Source organism: Clostridium porci (genome assembly GCF_009696375.1).
In the GTDB taxonomy this organism is placed as follows: domain Bacteria; phylum Bacillota; class Clostridia; order Lachnospirales; family Lachnospiraceae; genus Enterocloster; species Enterocloster porci.
The window spans coordinates 193,313-215,103 of record NZ_VUMD01000001.1 but is presented as its reverse complement, the minus strand read 5'-3'; the positions used below and the strand labels follow the sequence as shown (position 1 = coordinate 215,103).

At 48.9% G+C, this 21,791-nt stretch carries 16 protein-coding genes; 4 read left to right on the top strand and 12 right to left on the bottom strand.

Translation table 11 applies throughout. From position 1 onward, the window contains the following. Positions 1–234: 234 nt before the first annotated feature. On the top strand, positions 235–468 hold the full coding sequence (locus FYJ39_RS00965; protein WP_154470598.1) for a hypothetical protein: 234 nt from the start codon (positions 235–237) through the stop codon (positions 466–468). Between the two features lie 243 nt (positions 469–711). Continuing rightward, entirely contained in the window at positions 712–2,562 is a 1,851-nt protein-coding gene (asnB, locus tag FYJ39_RS00960) for an asparagine synthase (glutamine-hydrolyzing) (RefSeq protein WP_154470597.1), read from the top strand. A gap of 205 nt (positions 2,563–2,767) precedes the next feature. Here asnB and FYJ39_RS00955 read toward each other — a convergent pair whose 3' ends face one another. The 4 genes from FYJ39_RS00955 to FYJ39_RS00940 form a co-directional block, all read right to left on the bottom strand. Further along, entirely contained in the window at positions 2,768–3,970 is a 1,203-nt protein-coding gene (locus tag FYJ39_RS00955; protein WP_154470596.1) for an FprA family A-type flavoprotein, read from the bottom strand. A 239-nt stretch (positions 3,971–4,209) separates the two neighbouring features. Then, positions 4,210–6,057 (bottom strand): cadherin-like beta sandwich domain-containing protein, encoded by a 1,848-nt coding sequence (locus FYJ39_RS00950; protein WP_154470595.1) that lies wholly within the window; start codon positions 6,055–6,057, stop codon positions 4,210–4,212. A 45-nt stretch (positions 6,058–6,102) separates the two neighbouring features. Beyond that, a complete protein-coding gene (locus tag FYJ39_RS00945; protein ID WP_154470594.1) occupies positions 6,103–8,163 on the bottom strand; it encodes an SH3 domain-containing protein in 2,061 nt (686 codons plus the stop codon). 148 nt (positions 8,164–8,311) lie between these two features. Continuing rightward, positions 8,312–9,637, bottom strand: coding sequence for a D-alanyl-D-alanine carboxypeptidase family protein (locus FYJ39_RS00940; protein ID WP_154470593.1), 1,326 nt, complete (start codon positions 9,635–9,637; stop codon positions 8,312–8,314). Between the two features lie 148 nt (positions 9,638–9,785). On the opposite strand from FYJ39_RS00940, the gene FYJ39_RS00935 reads away from it, so the two are divergent. Next, positions 9,786–11,051: a DNA polymerase Y family protein gene (locus tag FYJ39_RS00935; protein ID WP_154470592.1), complete on the top strand. Its 1,266-nt coding sequence runs from the start codon at positions 9,786–9,788 to the stop codon at positions 11,049–11,051. 27 nt (positions 11,052–11,078) lie between these two features. Beyond that, positions 11,079–11,975: an RluA family pseudouridine synthase gene (locus FYJ39_RS00930; RefSeq protein ID WP_154470591.1), complete on the top strand. Its 897-nt coding sequence runs from the start codon at positions 11,079–11,081 to the stop codon at positions 11,973–11,975. Positions 11,976–11,992: 17 nt separating this feature from the next. Here FYJ39_RS00930 and FYJ39_RS00925 read toward each other — a convergent pair whose 3' ends face one another. The 8 genes from FYJ39_RS00925 to FYJ39_RS00890 form a co-directional block, all read right to left on the bottom strand. Beyond that, positions 11,993–13,516, bottom strand: a complete 1,524-nt coding sequence (locus tag FYJ39_RS00925) for an RsmF rRNA methyltransferase first C-terminal domain-containing protein (RefSeq protein WP_154470590.1) — start codon at positions 13,514–13,516, stop codon at positions 11,993–11,995. Between the two features lie 131 nt (positions 13,517–13,647). Beyond that, on the bottom strand, positions 13,648–14,085 hold the full coding sequence (locus FYJ39_RS00920) for a DUF6465 family protein (protein ID WP_154470589.1): 438 nt from the start codon (positions 14,083–14,085) through the stop codon (positions 13,648–13,650). Positions 14,086–14,247: 162 nt separating this feature from the next. Then, entirely contained in the window at positions 14,248–16,227 is a 1,980-nt protein-coding gene (locus FYJ39_RS00915) for a L,D-transpeptidase family protein (protein ID WP_407923816.1), read from the bottom strand. A gap of 3 nt (positions 16,228–16,230) precedes the next feature. Continuing rightward, on the bottom strand, positions 16,231–16,677 hold the full coding sequence (locus FYJ39_RS00910) for a DUF523 domain-containing protein (RefSeq protein WP_154470588.1): 447 nt from the start codon (positions 16,675–16,677) through the stop codon (positions 16,231–16,233). A gap of 69 nt (positions 16,678–16,746) precedes the next feature. Further along, positions 16,747–18,105: an MATE family efflux transporter gene (locus FYJ39_RS00905; RefSeq protein ID WP_178257880.1), complete on the bottom strand. Its 1,359-nt coding sequence runs from the start codon at positions 18,103–18,105 to the stop codon at positions 16,747–16,749. Between the two features lie 64 nt (positions 18,106–18,169). Further along, positions 18,170–19,306 carry a sporulation integral membrane protein YtvI gene (gene ytvI / locus FYJ39_RS00900; RefSeq protein WP_154470587.1) on the bottom strand — a complete coding sequence of 379 codons (1,137 nt, stop codon included), beginning with the start codon at positions 19,304–19,306 and terminating at the stop codon, positions 18,170–18,172. 45 nt (positions 19,307–19,351) lie between these two features. Next, positions 19,352–20,413: a histidinol-phosphate transaminase gene (gene hisC, locus FYJ39_RS00895; protein ID WP_154470586.1), complete on the bottom strand. Its 1,062-nt coding sequence runs from the start codon at positions 20,411–20,413 to the stop codon at positions 19,352–19,354. Between the two features lie 25 nt (positions 20,414–20,438). Next, entirely contained in the window at positions 20,439–21,632 is a 1,194-nt protein-coding gene (locus tag FYJ39_RS00890) for a pyridoxal phosphate-dependent aminotransferase (protein WP_154470585.1), read from the bottom strand. Between the last annotated feature and the right edge of the window lie 159 nt (positions 21,633–21,791).

Sequence of the window (21,791 nt, the reverse complement as noted above, 5' to 3'; positions counted from 1 at the left end):
CATTGATACAAACACCTCAGCCAGATAACCAGCAATGGCAGCAGAAAGCCCATAGCATTTCCTCTGCTTCTATTAGTAATGGTCATAATCCCCTGACAGAAGCTATGACTATGAACCTTCTCGGTCACGGCTACGCCTTAAGCTGGGAGGTTGTAATCCAGAAGGCTCCGACCATATCCGCAGCCGCGGCAAGCATTCGCGCCTTGGAGCTCCTATGCCAGGGGATACCTTTTTTTGATTATGGGAATTGTTACAGTCCTATCTGCATATGTGTTAAACAAAGGAGAAATGAACATCCGGGGCATCCGGCTGTCCATTCAAGGCGAAGCAGCCAAAGGCCCTGATAACGATTATAAGGCAGCTATGGCAATCCTCACGCCTATGGCATTCTTTGGAGGTATGCTGCCGATGCTGCCCTTTCATCTAAAAGGTGGGGATGAACCAGTATGGTATGGGGAACAGCTCTGATTCTTATGTGCCTGGGCCCTTTGGCTGGCCCGCAATGAGCCTTTGAACTAATATTCAGCCTCCCCGTAAGCCCTCTAAAATTGGCACAAACAAACCTTATTCCAGTATGCCTGGGCTTGGTCTGTACCTTTATTGCAGCCTGCTTTCTTCTTTAATTTCTGATAGAGAGAAAACAATTATTTATTGCACCTGGGGAACCACCATAGGCTCCTTACGTGCTCACAGCAAGGAGGAATCTTCTATATGTGTGGAATTGCCGGTTTCTATAATCCACTTGAGCATTACCTTACAACCAGCCATCATTATGAAGAAATCCTGAGATCAATGGCCCATGTTTTGAATCACCGGGGCCCCGACGACTCAGGGATATGGCTGGGAGAACAGGGAGGGCTGTCCCACGCCCGCTTATCCATCATCGACCTGACAGGAGGACGGCAGCCCATGGTAAGATCCAGGGCAGGACAGACCTTCTCCATCGTCTACAACGGAGAGCTTTACAATACGGAGGAACTTCGACAGGAGCTTATAGGTCTGGGACATTCCTTTCAAAGCTCCAGTGATACAGAGGTAATTCTCACAGGCTACATGGAGTTCGGCCCTGACTTCGTAAAACGCCTTAACGGTATTTTTGCCTTTGCTATCATAGATACTGCTGAAAAACGTCTCTGCCTTTTCCGGGATCGGGCTGGCGTAAAACCTCTTTTTTACACTCTGCGGGGGGATGAAATCATCTTTGCCTCTGAGCTTAAAGGTATTCTGGCTTACCCCGGTGTTAAGCCCCAATTAGACAAACAAGGGCTCAACGAGATCTTCTCTATCGGGCCTGCCAGAACTTGTGGCTGCGGTGTACTCAAGGGCATAAAGGAGCTTTTGCCGGGACATTTTCTCCTCTTCTCCCAGAAGGGCCTCTGCCTGAAACGCTACTGGAAGCTGGAAAGCCTCCCCCACGAGGACAGCTATGAAAAAACAGTTGAAAAGACAGCCTTCCTTATAAAAGATGCCGTTACCAGACAGATGGTTTCCGACGTTCCCATCTGCACCTTTCTCTCCGGCGGCGTAGACTCCAGTCTGGTTTCCTCCATCTGCGCTCTGGAGCTGAAAAAGCAGGGCAAACGCCTCACTACCTTCTCCTTTGACTTCATAAACAATGACAAATTTTTCAAAGCCAACACTTTTCAGCCCTCCCGCGATCGTCCTTTTGTAGAGAAAATGGTCCAGTATCTGGACTCCGAGCACCATTATCTGGAATGTGACAATCAAACCCAGGCTGATGGTCTGTACGATTCTGTACTGGCCCATGATCTGCCTGCCATGGGAGACATCGACTCCTCCATGCTTCAATTCTGCTCCATGGTAAAAGAATATAATAAGGTAGCCCTCACCGGGGAATGTGCAGATGAAATCTTTGGAGGATACCCATGGTTTCACAAAAAAGAATGCTTTAAAGCCCACACCTTTCCCTGGACCATGGATTTGGAGGCAAGGAAGGCGCTTTTAAAGGACAGCTTTCTGGATTATCTGGAGATGGACGATTATGTAAGAAATGCCTATGAGCGCTCTGTGGCTGAAACGCCAAGGCTGGCAGAGGATACTTTCGAGGAAGCCCGGCGCAGGGAGATAGCCTACCTGAATCTGCGCTGGTTCATGCAAACTTTATTAAACCGCATGGATCGCGCCAGCATGTATTCCGGTCTGGAAGCCAGAGTTCCCTTTGCGGATCACAGGATCATCGAATATGTTTGGAATGTTCCATGGAACATGAAAACCAGGGACGGAGTTGTAAAGAACCTTCTGCGCCAGTCAGGAAAAGGACTTGTACCGGATGAAATTCTTTTCCGGCGCAAATCCCCTTATCCAAAAACCTATGATACTGCTTATGAAGCCCTTCTGGCAGACCGGGTCCAAGAAATGATTTCCGACAGCAGCTGCCCTGTGATGGAGTTTCTGGACAGAAGGAAGCTGGAACGCTTCCTTACTAACCCCTCGGACTACGGCAAGCCCTGGTACGGACAGCTGATGGCCGGCCCTCAGATGCTGGCCTATATCCTTCAGATTAATTTTTGGCTGAAAACCTATCAGATTGAAATTCTGTAAGGCGCATTGTTCTTCCGCCTATGCTGCTTTGGCAGCTTGTCTGCCTGGCATCTAAGCTTCTTTCAATCAGAACAGGGATGCTGCAAAACAATTTTTGCAACATCCCCTTTTAATGCCCCTCATTTTGTGCATCTAGCTTCACCTGCAAATAGTGAGCTGCCTGCTGTCTGAAGCCCTGAAATTATGAGCGTGCTATTCCAACGCCTCAGGCCATAGACGCTACTATCTGGTCTGCCAGGGTCTCCAGTTCCTCCAGCTGTCCTTCCTTTAAGGAGGATTTGATCGTAATCATATTTTCCAGGATGGTCATATTCTTCATAGACCCAAGCAACTCCTGAATCTGCTTTCCAGACAGCACTCCCCAAGAGCCGTTTTCTATAATGGCCACAGTACGGTTCTGAAGGCCATGGGCTTTCATTTCCATCAGAACATGCTCCATATTGCTGAAAATACCTCCATTGTAGGTAGATGAGGCAAACACCAGGTGGCTGCAGCGAAATGCCTCCGAAAGAATAATGGATGGATGAGTGGAGGAAACATCATACATAGCTATGTGCTTCACCCCCCGATCCCCCAGCATACCTGCCAGAATGTTGGCCGCATTTTCCGTATTGCCGTAGATAGAACCGTAAGCGATCATCACGCTCTTCTCCTCCGGCTCATAGCTGCTCCAGGTCAGATATTTTTCTACATACCAGCTGATATTCTCACGCCAAACAGGGCCATGCAAAGGACACAATAGCTGAATATCAAGGACAGAAACTTTCTTTAGAAGAGTCTGTACAGAGGGGCCGTATTTCCCAACGATATTAGTATAATACCTTCTGGCGTCGTCCAGCCATTCCCTCTCAAACTGAATTTCATCCGCAAACAGATTACCGTTCATAGCTCCAAAGGTTCCAAAGGCGTCTGCGGAAAAAAGAACCTTATCTGTCATGTCATAAGTGACCATCACCTCCGGCCAGTGCACCATGGGAGCCATAAAAAAGGTGAAGGTGTGGGAACCTGATGAGAAGATATCCTTTTCCTTTACAATAATTGCTCTGGAATCAATGTCAAAATTATAAAACTGCTTGATAATAGGCACTGTCTTAACATTACAGATAATTTTTACATCCGGATATTTGAGAACAATCTCACCCAGCGTCGCGCAGTGATCTGGCTCCATATGATTCACAACTACATAATCCAGAGTACGCCCCCTAAGCAGAGCCTCTATATTCTCAAAAAATTGCTCTGTAATGGCGCGATCTACCGTGTCAAAGAGTACGGTCTTATCATCCAAAAGCAGATATGCATTGTAGGAAATACCTTTGGGGATCGGGTATGCATTTTCAAACAAGGCCAGTCTGCGGTCCGTTCCCCCGACCCAAAACAGCTGTTTATTGATCTTCTTCACACAGTACATATTTGGTCTTCCTTTCGCTCATAATTTATTCAAATGTCATCAACGTTATCTATCGCTTAGAAGTATACTATATTTTCCCCAAAATGTCACTGTATTATTTGGGATACATGTGAAGAACTGTCTAAAAATGACAGCAGCCCTTCCAAAACTAAGAACAAGTTTTCATTGCTTCACTTGTCCCCCTGGATATAATCTGCCAAAGCTATCTGCCCTTCGTTTTAAGACCCATTTCTGTTTATTTACAGATCAAAAATTTCAAAATCATCCATATCATCCTCCGTATTCTTCTTGAGATCCGGCTCCTGTAGATCATCTCCGTATTGCTTCTGGGCCTGACGAGACCCTCCTTTCTTAGAAGAAGCGTCACGGTATTCTATCTCATTCTGGAAGGAGCCTGTATGTCTGTCTGCTGCCTGGGCCTTGTCCTTCCCCCTATGATGCGCATGTTGCTGTTGAGCATTATAACCATGGTTCTGGGAATCCGCCGCCTGATATTCCCCATGCTCTCCTTGACAAACCACGTTTTGCCGGCCGGCGGCCTCATGCTCATTTTGCTCCCCTTCAAGGCAGCCGTCACCCTCGTACTCATCCTGATAACCTGCCTTATAGCCGTCGTCACCGTACTCATCCTGATAGCCTGCCTCATAGCCGTCGTCACCGTACTCATCCTGATAGCCTGCCTCATAGCCGTCGTCACTGTACTCATCCTGATAGCCTGCCTCATAGCCATCGTCACCGTATTCATCCTGATAACCTGCTGCACGGCCATCTTCCTGGTTATTACCCCGATACCCTTTTACGCTGCCGTTCTTATCCCCATCTTCCAAGAAATCATGGGAACGAGTATTAGCTCCTCTTTTTCTTTTGCCTCCTTTCAATACAGCCTTTCCTTTTCCTCCAGAACCGTTGTTCTTCTTTAAAACCACTATCAGAACCAGAATCAAAAGACCTACCGCAATCAGAATCGCCGCAATCAAAAAGATCTGGAACATCTTGTAATCGTCGCAGAGCTTGTCATAAGTTCTTGCCAGCTCATCGTAATCCGCCTTGGATACCATATTCCCTACAGCCGGATCTTCAAAGTAACGCTGAATGGTCCGCTCCGTATCTTTCATATCATAGCGGTAGAAGTTCTTCTCTCCCGCCTCATTCATGCCATAAACGATACAGTACTGATGCTCGGTTTCATTGCCCCATACCCAGCCGCGAACCTTGTTGTTATCATCAATATTAATGATACTTTCCTTAAATCCATCGGGAATCTTTACGGATTCGTCCGGCTCAAGAACTGTAATCTCCCTTTTGGATATCTTCATCTTTACGCCTGTAGAAAGACCGGACTCTTCTGTACTGGCTCCGCCCTCTGTCTTAGTAACCACAATCACGTATTCCTTTGTGGTTTCTCCGTCCTGGGCCGTAACCTTACAGGTTACCCGGTTTTCTCCCATCTGCAGATCCTCATAGCCAGATACTACGTTAGTAGCATTCTCGTCAGTGCACTGGGCCGTAACAATGAGCTTCTCCACATCTGTTCCCACCGTTACGGAATACGTATCCACATCTGGAGAAAACTGGGGAGTCAGGGCCCCCGGCGATACCTGGAGAGACTTAAGAGTAGCGTCCTTAGATGCTGTCTGAAGCGCTCCCACTGTAACGGTAGAGCTGCCCAACTGATCCACTGTTACCAGTTGGGAGTTAGAACCATAAACCTCCTGGCTGGTAACGGCAATCTTGCTGCTGCCTGCAGTACGCGCGTTGAACGTAAGCGTAAAAGACATGGTCTTTGTATTAGGCGTACCACCGTCCCCGCGGACATGGATAGCTCCTGCGTCTCCCTCTGCATTCGTACCGCTTACGAACTCCAGAACATCCGAATCATAGGACAGCATTACGTTGACGCTTTGAAGGCTTTCGCTGCTGGTTATCTTCATATTTACATTTACCTGACTTCCCACAGTTGCAGAGGGATCAGAAAAAGCAATTCTTCCGCTGGCCGCCCAGGCAGTAAAAAATCCGGCGGATACTGCAATTGTCATCACAAAGGCCGCCACAAATACCGCAGCCCTGCGCTTCATTTGTCTCATCATTCTAAATTCTCACTTTCTGATTGTAATGTTTTCAATAAACGCTTATCAAGACTGAACCTCTACAATGGTGACATTGCTTCCGCCAGGGCCATTTCCACTGCTGTCTGCCGGACCTCCTGAGCTGCCGGGACCTGAGCTGCCTCCTCCTGGGGAGGCAGCGCTTCCTGATACAGATCCCCCAGCCTGGACAGCCACATGAATCATGTAATTACGTGCGCTTCCATTTTGGGCTGTTACGGTAATAATAATATCTGTACCGCCTCCTGGTACCGCAATCGTTCCTGTTCCGCTAACGGATGCATTCGAGTCCAAAGCCGATGCACTGACCGTAAGGCTGGTGACAGAAGTATCTACAATCAGATTATATTCCTGGGTATCCTTATGAAAGGACGGAGTCAGGCTGAAACCATCCACTCCCAGTCCTGCAAGCTTGTTATTAGGGCTTCCGTCCCCTGTAGGAGCTGCACAAGCCTGCTCCGGCATATTGCTGTATACCGGAATTTGAAATTCCAGCGCTGTCTTCTTAAGCTCCGGGGTGTAAGCCTGGGCAAGCTTTGCCGCTTCGGAAGCAGCTCCCTGTATATTACTCATGTACTGATGCTTATACAGATTTTCTCCCTGGACATTGAATTTCTTCAGGTAGAAGGTATTCTGCCCCGCCTTCACATAATTATCCCCGTAATTTTGGGCGCCGCCCAGAATCGACTTTTCAACCGTATTCCACGGGCGGCCATAGCTGCCTGACTGGGAAGCATACCTCAGCCCCATCTGAATAGCCGTCATAGAGCCTGACTGATATGCCTCCACATTAAAGAAATTATAATAGCCCTCATAGCCCGGATAGCTGCCGGAAATAAGAGGGCTTGTGCCATTGCTGCCCTGCTCCTGAAGAATCATGGCTGCCAGAACATAGGGACTTACTCCTGACTGTGCTCCCGCATTCATAATAATATTAATATAAGGAGAAGATCCGCCTGCTCCTCCGTTTACCTCCCCTGTGCCGGCAGCTGGGGCTGCCCCCTCCGTACTGCCTGCCAAATCTCCTCCCGGACCCACCAGGCTTACACCAGAGGCTACCAGATTGCGCTCTCTGGGAAGGATAGAGGCCTGGGGCCCTTCCAGGCTGATTTCCCCTTTGCTGCCCTGAGAAGCGGGACTGCCGCTTCCTGCTGGCCCTGACACTCCCGGACCATGCTGGCTGTCATCATAGGCAGAGCTTTGGGGAGAGCCTGCGTTTCCTGACGGCCCTGCCGGACTGACGCCAGGGCCTCCGCCAGGACCAGCTGTTCCACCAGAACTGCCGGAAAAGTTACTGCCCTCCGTTCCGGTAGAAGTGGTTGTCCCGGACAAAAAGGTTCCGGCTACCAGGCTGTTAAGCCCCTCTATCGTCTGTGTATTTGCGTCATACTCATGAGACAAGAACTGAAATACATAGGTCTCGTCCAGAAAGTTCCTAGGGTCCATATAATACCGGATAATATCAGAAGAAGCCGCTACCCAGTTGCTTCCATCCAGCCCTGTCCAGACGCTGTTATCCCAGTTATAAGCGCCGGCTTCCACCGATTTCCACGAGGAAACACTGCCTGCGGCCACCAGGTTCCGTCCCAGCAGGCTTTCATTCTCAATTACCGTGTTCCAATCCAAACCGGTATTCCTGGCCTTAAACACCCAGTTCGGATACTGGGCATGAAGCTGTCTTAAGCCGTTTTTATAGCTCTCTGGAAAACCTTGGGAGGAAAGATACGCCTCAAAGTTCGGGTCTGGTGTGTAGGAAACGGGTAGCCTCACATATTCAGAGGATACAAAGCCAGTCTTCACTGTCCCGCCGCTCCCTGCAAACTGAATCTGATACCATAATTTTCCGTCGGCTCCCGTCTGCTCTCCGGCAATGGTAATCGCCGCTCCTGCTGCCAGTCTGCCCACTGCCGGGTAGTTGATTCCGGCCCCGCTGCGGACATTTAGTGAAGTGGCCTTGACTGTGGCCGCTCCCGTATATGCATAGGAATCCATCATCCTAAAAGGTGTGGAGAACGATGCCGGAGTTTTCACTGCCAGCATCAGGCCCAGCGCTAGCGCCAGCGCCTTTTTATACTTTTTTCCCTTCATTATGTACATATCTCCCGTATTTTCTATCATTTCCAGAAAAGGAATGATTTTCTATTTTTGACATTACTCCTATTATAATGACAAATATCTCTATATGTCAATAAAAACGGGGGATTCTCAGTTCAATGATCAGATTTGTAAGAAAAGCTTAAAATTTATGGCATTTCTTTCCATTTTCAAGAAACAGTTTCACAATACGTCGAACCGATCGTAATAAAGTCATGGCCTCCACATCATCCTTGGCATAGACAGGATAGCTTTTAATAAGCTGACCGTCCAGAATATAATCGATGGAACCCACCTGCTGGCCCGCCCTTACAGGCGCCTCCAGCCGGTTGGGAATACGCCGTAAAATCTCTATCTGCTCATCCTCCTTCAAAAGGAGGGCAAGATGCATTTCTTCTGGTTCTAAATTCAAAGAAAGACTCGTTTTATCTGTTTTGCAGCCATCCTCCTCCCAGCACAGTCCTCCTGTAACAGGAACAGTTCCAAGAGCCTCCTCCTGAAATACGTCTCGCATCTGGAAATTTTCCAAACCGTAATTGTACAGCTTTCTGGCGTCGCTCCATTTGTAGGTTTTATGGGGAGGCCAGCCACAGCCCAGAAGGGAAATAATATACGTCCTTCCCTCATTCTCCATAGCCCCCACATAGGAATAGCCTGCTCCGCCTGTAAAGCCTGTTTTGCCGGAAAGTATGCCCTTCATCATGGTAAGCAAAGCATTGTGATTGCAGCAGCTGAAGCTGCGCTTCCCTGACAGGTCGGTAAAGTAATAATTTTGAGTCTGGGTTATTTTTAAAAACGCTTCCCTCATCGGGGATTGGGTTACGCAATAGCGCATAATCTGGGCCAGCTCAGAGGCTGTAGTAGAATGAATCCGCTCTATGCCATTCTCATCCGTTTTTACTCCATCCAGACCGTTAGGGGTGATAAAATAGGTATTCTCACAGCCCAAGCTCCTTGCCTTCTGGTTCATAAGAGACGCAAATTCTTCCGCGCTTCCGCCTATGTGCTCGGCAATCATAACGGCAGCATCATTGTATGACTCCAGCATCAGGGCATAGAGCAGATCCTCCAGCCTGTATTGCTCCCCGGAACGTACCCCCAGGTGAACCTTGGGCTGTGAGGCTGCATAAGAGGAAGCAGTCACCCTGTCATCGGGGTTGCCCAGCTCCAGGGCCAAAATGCAGGTCATGATTTTTGTGGTGCTTGCCATTGGGCGGATCATATCCTGCCCCTTGCCGTACAGGACACGGCCAGTACGGCCGTCTATAAGGACAGCAGACTGAGCATAGAGCTTCAGGAAGTCGCCTGAGGCAGCGTCACCAGGCCGGACAGCGGAGGGAGCAGACAATGCCGGGGACTCTGTCTCCCGCACCCATCCATTTTCTGTAAATATCTCCCCTCCCAATCCCTCTAATGGATTCAGAAATAAGGAGATCGCCAATACTGCTGAACAAATCCATCGTTTCATGGCAGTGCCGCCTTTTTGCCTTTATTTCATCCTATTCTGTAAAAACTGCATTTATACATGGAACCTTGCAATCGAACACACATTCTGATATAATGATAAAAAGACTATTATTATCTAAGCTTCTAAGCAAGAGAAAGGCGGCAGAATAATGGCAGCTTGGAAACAAGGACAGCGGCTTATCTTTCATATTGATGTCAATTCAGCATTTTTAAGCTGGGAATCTGTATACAGGCTGACCAGCGATCCGAATGCCCTGGATCTGCGTTCCATCGCCTCTGCTGTAGGCGGGGATGCCAGCACGCGCCACGGCATTGTCCTGGCCAAGTCTCCCTTAGCCAAACAATACGGAGTCACCACTGGAGAGCCTCTGGCACAGGCACTGCGCAAGTGCCCGAATCTGACTATAGTCCCCTCCCGGTTTGATTTTTACATCAAATGCTCCAGGCAAATGATGCAGCTTTTAGAGGAATATAGCCCTGACCATGAGAAATTCAGTATAGATGAAATTTTTCTGGATATGACAGAAACCATCCATCTATTCGGCCAGCCTCTGGAAACAGCCGGGCATATACGTGAAAAAATTAAAAAACAGCTGGGTTTTACCGTAAATATCGGTATCTCCACCAACAAGCTTCTGGCTAAGATGGCATCCGACTTTGAAAAGCCGGATCAATGTCATACTCTGTTCCCTGAAGAAATACCTGAAAAGATGTGGCCCCTTCCTATACGGGAGCTGTTCTCCGTCGGCGGAGCGGCCCAGCGCAAGCTAGAGAATCTGGGCATCTTCACCATCGGTCAGCTGGCCGCCTGCAATCTGGCCCTTTTGAAGGCTCACCTGGGAGAAACATATGCCCTGCTGATTCATCAGTATGCCAACGGCATTGATCCGGCTCCGGTTGAGGAGCGTGACGCTGTGGGTAAATCCTACGGCAACAGCATTACCCTTTCCAGAGATATATCGGACTATTCCAGAGCGGATCAGGTGCTTCTTTCCCTCTGCGAGACAGTAGGAGCCAGACTAAGAGCCAGTCAGGTATTCTGCTGTAATATCTGTGTGGAGCTTAAGGACTGGGAATTTAAAACCCAGTCTCACCAGATGGTTCTTGCGCAGCCTACCGACTCTACCTCTGTGCTTTATAAATATTCCTGCAAGTTACTGAGAGAATGCTGGAATATGACTCCCCTTCGTCTCATGGGCGTACGGGCAGGAAAGATAATTGATGGAGGCTGTTCCCAAATAAGCTTTTTTGATGATCCGAAGCTGCTGAAACAGAAACAATTTGAAAAAGCGGTGGATTCTATACGAAGCCGCTACGGTGTTGACAGTATTAAGAGAGCCAGCTTTCTTCAGAAAGATGCCGTAGTTGACCACGCGGCCAGCAAACAGAAGCATTTAAACATCCCCCACGCTTAGATCGTGTCCACTGCCGCAGGAGAGACCATGATAAAGAAAACCCTACACTATCCCATATCAAACGAACAGGCCGGACTTACAGCAGAGCAGTTTTTAAAAGCCAAGGGCTATTCCCACCGTCTGATAGTCTGCCTGAAGCATACCCCCATGGGGCTTTCCGTAAACGGGAAGCCTGCATATGCCAACCGCCGGCTTTCACCAGGGGAAGCGCTCACTGTTCGTCTGCCGGAGGATGAGCCTTCCGGCAGTATTGTCCCTGTACAGCTTCCTTTGAATATTGTATATGAGGACGAGGATCTTCTGGTTATCAACAAAGAGGCTGGCGTTCCTGTCCATCCCTCTCAGGGCCATTATACCAACACCCTTGCCAACGGACTGGCCTGGTATTTCAGGGAAAAGGGCCAGCCCTTCACCTGCCGTGCTGTCAATCGTCTGGATCGGGATACCACCGGTCTGCTGCTTTTTGCAAAGCACATGCTCAGCGCGTGCATCCTGTCCTCCCAGATGCTAAACCGCTCCATCCACCGTGAATACCGCGCGTTGGTACAGGGGAAAATTCAGAAACCAGGAACAATCACCGCCCCAATAGCCAGAAAAGAGGGTTCCACCATTGAGCGGCAGGTGGATTATGAGAAGGGAGAGGCCGCCTGCACCCATTACAGTCCGGTTTGCTACAGCCCCAGGTACGATCTATCCTTAATCAGCCTGTGGCTGAAGACAGGAAGAACCCACCAGATACGGGTACATTTAAGGTCGGTAGGCCATCCTCTTCCCGGCGATTTTCTCTATAACCCTGATTACCGTTGTATTGCAAGACAGCCCCTTCACTCCTTCAGTCTGGCCTTCACACATCCCATAACCGGCGAAACGATGAAATTCAAGGCTGAACTGCCTGAAGATATGGCCTCCCTGCTCCAGCTCTGAAAGCAGCTTTGTCCAGTTCAGTTCCATCTAAGTCCCTTAGGATAATGGTTTTTCAGAATCCCTCCGGCCAGCTTACACCAGCCCAGACTGTATCCGTCAACGGTGACGAGTACCCAGCCCTTCCCCCTTGCTAACCACCCGGCATTGTCCCCTTCCGGCACAACGGTTCCTCCCCTTAAATAATTAAAAGCCTGAGGGCTTTCTGCCTGCAGATCACAGACCGCATTTACTTCCTCCGCCTTCAAGGTCAGCGCCAGTCCGTGGGAGGGTTCAAAACGGTTCTTTTTCAGCGTCCCCATATGAAGTCCGGGACGCGCCACCTTAAGTCCCGTCATATCCGGCATCTGCTCAGGCACAAGATAAAGCTGTTCCCCAAACAGCACATATTCCTCCCGGCTGAGAAATGGCTCCGGAGCTATAAGCGTATTCCTTAAAAACACCTCAAACTCCTTCAGCACATCCCTTCTTTTTCTATCATCCAGATACCTTGCCTTCCCGTTCTTTCCTCCGTAATTCTCATAAGCCCCAGTGCCTTCCTTCCTGAGCACAGCTATAAAATGTCCCTCTCCCTCCAGCTTATGGGGCATAATCCTCATCGTTCTCTCCAGGTGCAGCTTAAAAAGCTGGCTTTCATCCTGGAAGCTTCCTCCCGTTATCTGCCCGTAACCGGCCCACTTGGGAATCCCCGCCGTAAAGCCTTTATAATGGGGCCTTTCCTCTACGCTGAAATTCTCATGTCCCTCCAGAAACCGCATAATCGTTCCTTCATTTTCCTCTGGCGCAAAGGTGCAGGTAGAATATACCAGACGGCCTCCAGGCTTTAGCATGTAAGCTCCGTAATCCAGAATCTCCGCCTGTCGTGCCGCGCACATTCTTACACGCTCCTCGCTCCACTCTTCTCTGGCCCTCTCATCCTTCCTGAACATTCCCTCACCCGAACAAGGGGCATCCACTACCACTTTATCAAAGAAGCCAGCAAAATGAGGCGCCAGACGTCCCGGTTCTTCATTGCAGACAACACAGTTTCTTATTCCCATCCGTTCTATATTTTGGGAAAGAACTTTTGCTCTGGCGGGATGAATTTCATTCGACAGTAAAAATCCCCTCCCTTCCAGCCTAGCAGCAATATGGCTGGATTTTCCACCCGGCGCTGCACAGAGATCCAGAACCGAATCTCCCGGCAGGGGTTCCAAAAGCTCCACTACCGCCATAGCGCTGGGCTCCTGTATGTAGTAAACCCCTGCCTCATGGTAGGGATGCTTGCCAGGCCTGTCCTGGCTTCCATAATAAAATCCCTCTTTAACCCAGGGAACCGGACGGAGGGAAAAGCCGGCTTTCTTCGCTACCTGTTGGGCAAGCCTGACTGCCCACAGTCCAGAGGCCTCTCCATGCCTAAGCTCTGCTTCCTGTCCATGCAGCTTCAGGCTGCTAAATCTCAGTCCCTGACTCCTCTCTTCAAGGTAACTGGCCTCAAAGGCCCAGTATTCATCTCCTAATAGCTCCTTCATCCGTTCCTGAAAACCAACTGGTAACTCTGACATATTCTTACACCCTTCATAAATATAAAATGAGCTGCTGCATCTATCATACAGCAACTCACCTTATCCTTCAATCCTTAATCTTACATACATGCTCCATCCAGAGAACCCGGACGGCCGGAATGTCACAAAAGCTACAGCATAATCTTATAATTGCCGTCTGCTTCTCCATTTATAACATAGTAGGCGGCGCTTTCATTGGCAACTATATACAGCTCAATGGTCTTGATCACAACACCCCTATGACTTTTCTTGAATGCCTTAACCGCCTGATCCAAAACCTCCTTAGCCACCAGATCCTTTCCATCAAACTGGAAATGAACGGCAACCTTAGGCTCTCTCTTTCTTGTTACCGGCTTTTTAGCTGCTGCCTTGGAAGTCTCCTTCTTCGCGGCAGCTTTCTTCTGAGCTGCCCCTTTGTCCGCAGAAGCTGCCGCCTTCTTTGCCGGAACTGCCTTTGCATCCTTTGTAACCGGAGCTGCTGTCCTTCCTTCTGCCTTTACTCCTGGCTTATCAACCGTTTCCAAAGCTGGCTTAGCTGCTTCTTTCATCCCTTTTTTCGATTCCACCATAATCCGTTCCCTCCTTTGCTTTCTATGTAGATCCTTATAAATGCCCCCCTGATGTGTTAAGGAAATTATAAAATTCTTTCCTGCATTTGTCAATAAAGCCCCGCTAAAAACCCGCTTAATATCAGAATTTTTCTTATACTCGGCTTTTGTATCAAAGGTCAGTCACTGAACCCCTGGGCCAGCCTCTTCCCCTGATGCAGAAGCTGTAAATCCGGGACCATATCCAGCTGTAGTGCCTGCCGTCTGGTTTTCCTTTTCATATGCTGCCGTAGTTTTATCTACTGGTTGGATGAATACCTCCGGCTGGGTCTGTGCAGGAGGGGAGGCCGGAGGCGGCACAGGCGAAGAAACGGCAGCCGCGGAAGCGGCTGGCGCTGCTGTGGGTGCGGCCGGCGCTGCTGTGGATGCGGCCGGCGCTGCTGTGGATGCGGCCGGCGCCTTACCTGACTCCTGACTGGATTTGGAATTTTCCGTACCTGGCAGATTATAACAGATCACCGGCATACCTGCATAGACATTCTCAAACAGTGTCTTGGCTGCGGCATAGGGCAAATTAATACAGCCATGGGAGCCATTGTTCTTATAAATACTGCCTCCAAAGCTGGAGCGCCAGCTTGCGTCGTGAAAGCCGATACCACCATTAAAAGGCATCCAAAACTTAACGGGGCTTCGGTAGTTCTCCCCTTTTAGCACTGCGTCCCTCTGCTTGTAGGTAAGTCCGAAAAGGCCAGGAGGCGTCGTATAGCCCTTAGAGGCATTACCTGACACAAAATCAGATTCCAGAATTAGCTCACCCTCTTTGTAAACGAACATGTGCTGTGCAGTCAGATTCACCTCCGCATAGGTGTTGCCATAATCAGGCCCATCGCGGCTGGCAGCTGTCTGAGAATATATAGGCTCCCTTGTAACACTTTCTCCTGACTCCAGAATCCGTATCAACTCCTGAACCTCAGCCGCCTGATTGATGCGCCATCCATAAAAACCACTGACCTCTATGGTATTTCCGTAGCTGGTCTTAAAAGAACGTGTTGTATAAGCAGTGTTATACTCCCTTGCCAGTTCCTTCACGTAATCCGCAATCATCTCTCCGTTGAGTGTAACAGTATCTCCGTTACCCACCAGCCACTGATGAATTCGCTCCCCATCCAGCACCTGTGTTTTATTTCCGAAGATATAAGTGACTGTCATATTTACATAACCGTTTCTAGCATCCCTGGCAGCTGCCAAAGCCGGGTTATCTGCCCGTATTGCGGCTGTCCGGTAGCAGCCCAGCACTTCCAGATCCAGCTCTGGGGCAAGCTTCATAACTCCACGGGAAACCGCCTCTTTTACTTTGGCCTCATCCAGCTGATTCCCTTCTGTCTCAGGTACTATGGTGTATCCCTGACCGCTTATGTAGTCTGACAGACAGGCGTCCCTGGGCGCTTCCGCCAGAGAGCTGTCAAAGCAGTCCAGCTTACTCAGAGTTTTACTAAGCCCTTCTTCATCAAAGGATATCATCGTCTTCAGCTCATAGGACGGCCCCTTTAGCAGATAGCGGGGCCAGGCGTAGGGATTCTGCTGCCTGATAATCTCCTCCAGGCTTCCGTCAAATACGGTATAAAGCCCGATGTCAGTTCCCTTTATCGTCTCTCTGCCATTTCCCCGCAGGAGAAGGCTCAGCTCATAGTCCTTCACACCAGCCGCTATTAATTCCTTAACCTCATCTGCGGTCTTACCGGTCACATCCATCCCATTTATAACCGTATGGGGCAGATATGCCTTTTGAAAGCTCACGACCTTATACATATAAAAACCGCTGGCTGCCACTGCCAAAGCCATGAAAATACCTACGGCTGGCTTCCAAGAAAAAGGCTTGCCCGGCTCTCTTTCTCTGAAGGAAGCTCCTCCTGCATGGCCCTGTTGAAACGTATCCTGACCCCTTTTTCCGGTGGCTTTGCCACGTTTTCTAACAGAAGTCCGGCTGCGGCTTCTGGGATTTTTCTGTTCCTTTACTCCCATTTTCTCCCCGAAGGCTTCCCCATAAGACCCATAGAGTGGTTTTGCCTGCGCTGCTGACTCCACCTGCCGGATAGACGCTTGAAGTTCATCTGCCAGTATTGCTGCCTGAGACCTTCCTTCTGTCCTAATCTCGTCCCTCATTCATCATAACCTTTCTATTTCTTCCATCAATCTGCAAATTCTGCTTTCCCCATACACCTTAATCCCGTGTGCCTCCAAACATTCTCCACACACTCCATCCCCCTGTATCAATGTCCCGGTAAATGTTCCATCGTAAATTATCCCTCTGCCGCAGGAGGGGCTTCTCTCCTTTAAAACTGCCGCCCTGCATCCATAAAGCTGAGCCAGTCTAAGAACCTGGGCCGCTCCCCGTTCAAAGGCTCCGGTCACATCCTCCCCGTCCTTTGTAAGAACACGGCCAAAACAACGCTCCGCAGGAGTTCTTGGTGTGGAGAGGCCTCCCATGATCTCCGGACACACTGGAATCAGATGATGTTCCTTCATAAGACCTGCCAGCTTAGGCTCCAAAACACCTGTTCCGTTATATCTGCATTCCACTCCCAGCAAGCAGGCGCTTACCAGTATATTCATATTCCTCACTCCTCTGTTTATGTATTAGACAAGATCGATTTTTAAAATCAATGAGCCCTGAAATCTTCTCTAAAGCCGTTTGTTATCTCCCAGCACCTTGCCGCTTAAGAGAAGAAAGGCGGCAGCAGAGGATATACAGGCCGCTACGTCCGATACCGGCTCTGCAAAAAATACTGACTCCACCCCAAAAAGCATAGGGATAATCAGCATTCCCAGAAAATAAATCAGTTTCCTGAACATAGAGAGGCTGACAGCCACCCTGGCAATTCCCATTCCCGTAAACCCGTCTACAATGGTATACTGAACTGCCAAAGGAATAATGCACATAGTACAGACCCGGATAGCCCGCTGTGTCACTTCCATATAAGCAGGATTTCTGGTAAAGATCTGTACAAAATATCCTGGGACAAGCTGGCCTATTATAAACATAATCGTTGTAAAGACCAACCCCAGGGCTAAAATATACTTCTGTGCCTTTCGTATCCGGTCTGGCCTCTTTGCACCATAATTATAACCTAAAACCGTCTGAGTTCCACCGGTAATTCCTCCCAGCGGCATGGTGATCATCAGCATAAAGCTCTGTAGGATCGTATTGCAGGTCAGAAGCATATCTCCTCTTCCCCCCTTCCCGTAGGCATTGATAACCATGTTCATAACGATAATGAGTACGCTGTCCGAAGCGATAATCAGAAAGGGGGAAAGGCCTACCAAAAGCACCTGCTTCATGTATCTTCCCCGATACCCGCCAAAGGTAATAGGAACCAGAGACCGGTCGCTGAATAGAAAGGCCAACACATAGATACAGGAGGCCATCTGTGACAGCACCGTAGCGATAGCCGCTCCCTTAACTCCTATATGCATTGAGAAAATAAATACCGGGTCCAGCACAATATTGCTGACAGCGCCTATCACGACTGATTTCATGCCCACCTTCGCAAAGCCCTGACAGATAATAAATTGGTTCATGCCTACTGACAAAAGGGAAAAGACGGTTCCCGCCAGATACCAGCTTAAATACTCATTCGCATAAGGAAAAACAGCAGAGCTAGCTCCAAACCACCTTAAAAGCCAGCCCTTTAACAGAAATGTCACAGTCATAATCACTAAGGCCATTCCTAAAAGAAGGGCAAAGCAGTTGGCTAACATGCTCTGGGCTGCCTTCTCATTCTTTTGTCCAAGCCGGATACTCATAAGAGGAGCTCCTCCCACTCCAATCCAGCTGGCAAAGGAGGATAAAAGAGTCACTACTGGCCCGCAGATGCCTACACCTGCCAGGGCTTCAGCCCCAATTACCGGAATGTTTCCTATATACATCCTATCTACAATACTATACAGCACACTCACAAATTGAGCCAGCATGGAGGGAAACGCCAACCTCCATACCAGCCCTCCTATTTTATCCGTATCCAGATTATTTTCGATCTTCACTTCCGCTCTCTCCTGAAGCTAGTTTGTAAACTTCCCATTGTCTAAAGCCAATGGACCTCCTGCTTCAATTTTCTCTATGTCTGAATGTATTTACATCCCGAACCAACTCTTTCAGGTTGTCCGTAAGTCCTTCAAAGGCGCCGTACTTATACAGATTTACAAAAAACATACCGATAGGCACAGCCAGAATCATACCCGCAATGCCGCTTACCTTAAAACCCACATACAAAAAGAAAAGGGTAAGAAGGGGTGGCATTCCCATGCTGTCTCCCACCAGCTTTGGCTGAACCAGCTGCCTGATAAATTGAGTCAGAATATAGAGGCCCAAAAGCCCTGCCGCAACATAGTATTCTCCCCCCAAAAGCTTAACAAATCCCCAGGGAATCAAAGCCGTTCCCGTACCAAATACAGGGAGAAAATCCAGTACCGCAATGAGAATGGCCCAAAGGGGCCCATCCTTTATGCCCAGCACAAGGAAACCTGCCGTTAGAATCAGCCAGACCACAACCATTATTTTAAACTGGGCCATAAAGTACCCACTCATAAGCCGTAATACATCTCTTTTCAAATGCTGGAGATACCGGCTTGCCCCCACTGGCAGATAGCCCTTGATCAAATTCACAATCCGCTCTCTATCCACAATGAAAAAATACGCAGAAAGCACCGTCACTACAAAATTGACCAGTACAGCCGGAAGGCTTCTGGCTACAGAGCCGGCGGCCTCCACAGTAGGAGAAGCCAGCTTTTCGGCCAGTGCTCCGATGAGAGCGCCTACATCATCTCCAATGCTCTCCCAGGACTGCCGAATGCCATCGGGTAAAAACTGAAACAAATGCCGGGTCCGTTCCAGGCTCTGGCTTATGTCCACCTCAATACTTGCATACAGGGCTGGAAGCTCCTTAAAAAAGCCCTGAAGCAGCAGAATACTTCTGGAAACCACCAGATAGATAAGCCCGATTACCAGGGCCAGGGCAATCACCACAATGACAATGGAGCTGTGCTTTCGCACCAGCTTCACCCTGCGCTCCAGAAAGCGAACCAGCGGATTAGCCATCATAGAAATAATCCACCCGATGACAAAGGGCATAAAAAACCGCAGAAATCTGGGACCTGCAAAGCACAGCAAAAGCCATCCGGCTGCAGGAATCATAATATTCAGGAAAAGCCGCAGATAATGCCGCCATCCAGCTCCGTTTTTCATTCTTCCATCACCTGTCCTGTTACATTTTTTTAATAAAGCCTTCTGTCATTTTCCCTTTAGATACTCCTCCAGAAAATGAAAAAGGGCATCCATCTCCTCATCGGTTCCGATGCTGATTCTCAGGCTACTCTCCAGCCTTGGGGCATGAAAATAGCGTACGTAAATCTGTTCATTTTTAAGGGCTTCAAACAGCTGTTGCGCAGGTGCCCATCGGTGGGAAGCAAAGATAAAGTTAGCTCTGGAATCAGGAAAGCGAAAGCCCAGCTCCCTCAGGCGCGCCTTAGCCCTCTCCCTGGTTGCCACAATTTTCTTTGTGGTTTCGCAAAAGTAAGCCTCATCCTTCACTGCCTCCACTCCCATCACAATGGAGGGAAGGTTCATGGTATAGGAGTTATAGGAATACTTTACATCAGAAAGGGCTTTGATCAGGGCAGGGCTTCCCACCGCAAAGCCGATACGCAGACCAGCCATAGACCTGGACTTGCTGAAGGTCTGAACCACCAGCAGATTTTCATACGTGCTTATAAGCTCAAGTGCGGAGGGTCCCGCGAAATCAATATAAGCCTCGTCCACGATCACCACTACGTCCCGGTTGGCCCGTAGGATCTCCTCCACCTGATCCAGAGGCATATAAAGGCCTGTAGGCGCATTGGGATTCGGAAATATAACGCCTCCATTTTCCTTCTTATAGTCCCCGGTTCTGACAAAAAAATCCTCATCCAGAGCAGGCGTTTCGTAGGGTATCCCAAAAAGGCTGGCCCATACAGGGTAAAAGGAATAGGTCACATCTGGGAAAAGCACCGGCTTATCTGAATTAAAAAAGGTGAGAAATGCCATAGCAAGCACATCATCCGAGCCTACGCCCACAAAGACCTGGTCCTCTCCTACTCCGTAACGCTTTGCCAAAGCCCTGACAAGCTGAAAGGCCCCAGGATCCGGGTATTTGCGCAGCTGAGCCGTATCCATTTCTGCCAGGGCTCTGGCAACTCCCGGAGCCGGGGGATATGGGTTTTCATTTGTATTCAATTTAATCAGCCGTTCACCCTTTGGCTGATCCCCTGGCACATAGGGAACCACCCGTCGTATATTCTCTTCCCATAGCTTCATATTGTGCAGCACCTCCATCCTCCTTTTATTGATTCATTCCATAGGCTTTAGCTACCTTCTCAAATTCCGGAAGGGCACGCTGAATCTGTTCACTGGAAACGCAATATGCAATTCTTACATAACCGGGGCATGCAAAGGAACTTCCCGGCACAACCAAAATATTATGCTGTTTACAGATGCCGCAAAACCGTTTTTCATCTGCTTCAGGTGCTTTTACAAAGAGATAGAAAGCCCCTTCCGGCTTTACACACTCAAAGCCTGCCCTTATAAGTCCGTTGTATAAAAGATTCCTGTTCCGGTCATAGGCCTCAAGATCCACCTTCTCATCCACACAACGCAGAATCGCCCTCTGCATCAGGGACGGTGCGTTTACTGAACCCAGCACACGGTTTGCAATGGTTGCCGCAGTAAATACCTGGCCGCTTTCCTCTAACTCATCTGGAATTACCAGATAACCGATACGCTCTCCTGGAAGAGATAAAGTTTTACTGTAGGAATAGGCAACCACCGTATCGTCGTAGAACCTGGTCACATAGGGAACCTCCACACCATCATAGGCTAGTTCCCGGTAAGGCTCGTCGGAAATCAGGACAATGGCGGTTTTAAGCTCCTCTTCTTTGGCCCTTAGAATATCCGCCAGCCTCGCCAGCGTTTTTGCGGAATAAACTACGCCTGTCGGATTATTGGGGGTGTTAATAATCACGGCTTTGGTTTTGGCGTTTATCTTTTTCTCCAGCTCATCCAGATTGGGCTGGAAGGTTTCCGTATCAGGTGAAATTACAATCAGCCTGCCGTCATAATTAGATACATAATTTCCATACTCTACAAAATACGGAGCAAATACAATTACCTCGTCCCCAGGATTTAAAAGGGTCTTTAAAATCACATTTAAGCCGCTGGCTGCGCCTGCGGTCATGAGTATATTATTCTGGTGGAATTTCGTGTTAAAGCGGCGGTTTAAGGATTTTGCAATAGCAGCCCGCACATCTTCAAAGCCTGCGTTGCTCATGTATCCATGGACAAAGACAGAATTCTCCTCCTTAAGAATATCGCAGATCGCCATATTGACCGACTGGGGAGCGGGCACATTGGGATTTCCCAGGCTAAAATCAAATACATGCTCCTCTCCATAGATGGCCGCAAGACGCCTGCCCTCCTCAAACATGGCGCGGATCGCGGAGTTATGATTCACCAACGGCTTTATCTTCTCTGATATCATACATATGTCCTCTCTTTCCCTGTCTGTCCATCCTTTTTCCAGTTAATCCCTCTGTAGCTATGATTGTAGCTTTCCCTGGTTGGATTGTCAATCCATTTTCAGCGTCTGCCCTCCAAGACCGGTAAGCTGCCTTTCCGCAAAGTGAAAAGCAGGCACTCT

Excerpts from the sequence above, each read along its gene's own strand:
- FYJ39_RS00925 (WP_154470590.1), bottom strand. The coding sequence starts at position 13,516 with ATGTCAGAGTTACCAGTTGGTTTTCAGGAACGGATGAAGGAGCTATTA.
- FYJ39_RS00920 (WP_154470589.1), bottom strand. The coding sequence starts at position 14,085 with ATGGTGGAATCGAAAAAAGGGATGAAAGAAGCAGCTAAGCCAGCTTTG.
- hisC (WP_154470586.1), bottom strand. The coding sequence starts at position 20,413 with ATGAAGCTATGGGAAGAGAATATACGACGGGTGGTTCCCTATGTGCCA.
- FYJ39_RS00955 (WP_154470596.1), bottom strand. The coding sequence starts at position 3,970 with ATGTACTGTGTGAAGAAGATCAATAAACAGCTGTTTTGGGTCGGGGGA.
- FYJ39_RS00940 (WP_154470593.1), bottom strand. The coding sequence starts at position 9,637 with ATGAAACGATGGATTTGTTCAGCAGTATTGGCGATCTCCTTATTTCTG.
- FYJ39_RS00950 (WP_154470595.1), bottom strand. The coding sequence starts at position 6,057 with ATGATGAGACAAATGAAGCGCAGGGCTGCGGTATTTGTGGCGGCCTTT.
- FYJ39_RS00910 (WP_154470588.1), bottom strand. The coding sequence starts at position 16,677 with ATGAATATACTGGTAAGCGCCTGCTTGCTGGGAGTGGAATGCAGATAT.
- FYJ39_RS00915 (WP_407923816.1), bottom strand. The coding sequence starts at position 16,227 with ATGAGGGACGAGATTAGGACAGAAGGAAGGTCTCAGGCAGCAATACTG.
- ytvI (WP_154470587.1), bottom strand. The coding sequence starts at position 19,306 with ATGAAAAACGGAGCTGGATGGCGGCATTATCTGCGGCTTTTCCTGAAT.
- FYJ39_RS00945 (WP_154470594.1), bottom strand. The coding sequence starts at position 8,163 with ATGAAGGGAAAAAAGTATAAAAAGGCGCTGGCGCTAGCGCTGGGCCTG.
- FYJ39_RS00935 (WP_154470592.1), top strand. The coding sequence starts at position 9,786 with ATGGCAGCTTGGAAACAAGGACAGCGGCTTATCTTTCATATTGATGTC.
- asnB (WP_154470597.1), top strand. The coding sequence starts at position 712 with ATGTGTGGAATTGCCGGTTTCTATAATCCACTTGAGCATTACCTTACA.
- FYJ39_RS00930 (WP_154470591.1), top strand. The coding sequence starts at position 11,079 with ATGATAAAGAAAACCCTACACTATCCCATATCAAACGAACAGGCCGGA.
- FYJ39_RS00890 (WP_154470585.1), bottom strand. The coding sequence starts at position 21,632 with ATGATATCAGAGAAGATAAAGCCGTTGGTGAATCATAACTCCGCGATC.